The organism is Duganella vulcania, from assembly GCF_009857655.1.
Lineage (GTDB): Bacteria > Pseudomonadota > Gammaproteobacteria > Burkholderiales > Burkholderiaceae_D > Rugamonas > Rugamonas vulcania.
On sequence record NZ_WWCX01000223.1, the window covers coordinates 1 to 2,286 of the forward strand.

Below are 2,286 nucleotides of genomic sequence, written 5' to 3' on the forward strand. Positions count from 1 at the left end.
CTGCCGACCTGCCGCCGCACCACATCAAGCTGCGCGAGGCGCGCCAGGTTGCCGCCACGCTGACCGAGGCCGCGGCCCGGCTGCGGCGCAGCGAGGCGGCCCAGCTGGAGGCCCAGGCCAGGATCACGCTCAGCAACATCGAACTGGAGCAGCGCGTGCAGGAGCGCACCGACGCCTTGCAGCAATCGCGCCACCTGATGGCGTCCATCCTGGAGCACATGCCGGCCGCCGTGGTGGTCAAGAGCGCGGCCGACCTGCGCTACGAGCTGGTCAACGCGGCCGGCGAACTGCTGCTGGGCAAACCGCGCGACGCCATCATCGGCCGCACCGACCAGGACCTGCACGCCGACGCCGAGGCGCGGGCCCGCATCGCCTCCGACCGCCAGGTGATCGCCACGCGCCAGGTGCTGGACCTGCCGGCCGAGGCCGTAACGGAGGCGAACGGCCGGACCCGCTACCTGCACACCCGGAAAATGGTGCTGCTCGACAGCGCCGGCCAGCCCTCGCACCTGCTGGGCATCTCGCTGGACGTCACCGACAGCCTGCACGCGGCCGAACAGCTGCACATCGCGGCGGTCGCCTTCGATTCGCAGGAGGCGATGATGATCACCGACGCCCAGAGCACCATCCTGCGCATCAATTCCGCCTTCACCGCCAGCACCGGCTATACACAGGAGGAAATCCTGGGCCGCACGCCGCGCGTGCTCAAGTCGGGCCGGCACGACCAGGCCTTCTACGCCGCCATGTGGGACAGCATCATCCACCGCGGCTCCTGGCAGGGCGAGTGCTGGGACCGCCGCAAGAACGGCGAGATCTATCCGACCTGGACCATCATCAGCGCCATCCGCGACGACCAGGGCGTGATCCGCCACTACGTCTGCACCCAGAGCGACATCAGCGCCCGCAAGCAGGCCGAGGAGGAAATCCGCCAGCTGGCCTTCTACGATCCGCTGACCAGGCTGCCCAACCGCCGGCTGCTGGTGGACCGCCTGCGCCACGCCATCGACAGCTGCGCCCGCACCAAGCTGATCGGCGCCTTGATGTTCATCGACCTGGACAACTTCAAGATGCTCAACGACACGCTGGGCCACGACCAGGGCGACGTGCTGCTGCGCCAGGTGGCCGAGCGGCTGCCGGCCTGCGTGCGCGCGGTCGATACCGTGGCCCGGCTCGGCGGCGACGAGTTCGTCGTCATGATCGAGGGCTTGAGCGAGGACGCGCACCAGGCGGCCTTCATGGCGCAGGGCATCGGCGAGGCCGTGCTGACCGCGCTGAACCGCCCGTACCAGCTGGCCGAGCGCCCCTACCATTGCACGCCCAGCATCGGCGTGACGCTGATCTCGGACCACGAGCTGACGATGGACGAGGTGCTGCGGCACGCCGACCTGGCGATGTACCAGGCCAAGGGCGCCGGTCGCAACACGCTGCGCTTCTTCGAGCCGCAGATGCAGCAGGCCGCCAATGCGCGCGCCGAGATCGAGCATGACCTGCAGGAAGCGCTGCAGCGCGGCGAGTTCGAGCTGTACTACCAGGCCCAGGTCGACGCGGCCGGCCGCCTGATCGGCGCCGAAGCGCTGCTGCGCTGGCACCATCCGCGCCGCGGGCTGGTGCTGCCCGACCAGTTCATCGCGCTGGCCGAGAGCACCGGCGTCATCCTGCCGCTGGGGCAATGGGTGCTGCAAAGCGCCTGCGCCGAGCTAGCCTTGTGGGCGGACGACCCGGCCATGAGCGCGCTGCGGCTGGCCGTCAACGTCAGTCCGTACCAGTTCCGCCAGCCGGCCTTCGCCGCCCAGGTCCAGAAGGCGCTGAGCGACGCCGGCGCCGACCCGCACCGGCTGGAACTGGAGCTGACCGAAAACCTGATGCTGGACGATTTTTCCAGCGTGGCCGACAAGATGCGCATCCTCAAGCGCATCGGCATCGCCTTCGCGCTGGACGACTTCGGCATTGGCTATTCCTCGCTGTCGTACCTGAAGCGCCTGCCGCTGGACCAGCTGAAGATCGACCGCAGCTTCGCGCGCGACGTGCTGAGCGATCCCAACGACGCCGCCATCGCCCGCATCATCGTCGTGCTGGGCCACACGCTGGGGCTGACCATCGTCGCCGAGGGCGTGGAGACGGACGACCAGCACGCCTTCCTGGCCGCCACCAACTGCAATGCCTTCCAAGGTTTCCTGTTCAGCCAGCCGCTGCCGGCGGCGGAATTCAGGGCGCTGGCCGCGCGGGCGCTGGCCGCCGCCGCGCCTGCACCGTAGCGGCCAGCGTGCCGATGCGGGCCGGCAGGCC

1 protein-coding gene is annotated in these 2,286 nt (G+C 69.6%); it reads left to right on the plus strand.

All coding sequences use genetic code 11. The annotated features are described in order from the left end of the window. The coding region (locus GTP90_RS35480) for a putative bifunctional diguanylate cyclase/phosphodiesterase (protein ID WP_161087899.1) at positions 1 to 2,255 on the plus strand (2,255 nt) is incomplete at its 5' end. Positions 2,256 to 2,286 lie beyond the last annotated feature (31 nt).